Consider the following 558-nt stretch of genomic DNA (forward strand, 5'->3'; position numbering starts at 1 on the left):
CGGCGACCGCACTGCAGACGGTCGACGGCGCCGATGTCGTCTTTGTTCGCACCGATCACGGTTTCGAAGTTCGTCCGGTCCGCATCGGACGGCGCTCCGACCGTTTCGCGGAAATCCTCGCAGGGGTCGAGCCTGGCGAACGTATCGCAACCGCCGGCGCCTTCGCACTGAAATCGGAACTGCAAAAAGGGGAGTTCGACGATGGACACGCCCACTGACAACACCGCCCCGGAAACCCAGGGGGCGGCCACGCGGCTCCTCCGTCGCATCGCCGGCGGACGTCTTCTGGCGTTGCTCGGCTTCATCGCGGTTATCGTCGCGGGCGGCGTCACCTTCCGGACCATGCCGGTTGACGCTTTCCCCGACGTCACGCCCGCCCTGGTGCAGGTCTTCACTGAGACCGAAGGCCTCGCCCCCGAAGAGGTCGAGCGCTATGTCACCTTCCCGGTGGAAACGGCGATGAACGGGCTTCCCCGGTTGACGGAAGTCCGCTCCACCTCGAATTTCGGCCTGTCGGTCGTGAATATCTATTTCGAGGACGGGACCGATATCTACTGG

1 protein-coding gene and 1 pseudogene are annotated in these 558 nt (G+C 64.3%); both read left to right on the forward strand.

Annotated features, from left to right (window positions below; genetic code table 11):
• Positions 1-218, forward strand: a pseudogene (locus tag PKF00_RS45020) (efflux transporter periplasmic adaptor subunit); the annotation flags it as partial.
• On the forward strand, positions 202-558 hold a 357-nt coding region (locus PKF00_RS45025), incomplete at its 3' end, for an efflux RND transporter permease subunit (RefSeq protein ID WP_271223785.1). The pseudogene PKF00_RS45020 and the gene PKF00_RS45025, both read left to right, overlap by 17 nt.

Source organism: Streptosporangium carneum, assembly GCF_027922005.1.
GTDB lineage: Bacteria > Actinomycetota > Actinomycetes > Streptosporangiales > Streptosporangiaceae > Streptosporangium > Streptosporangium carneum.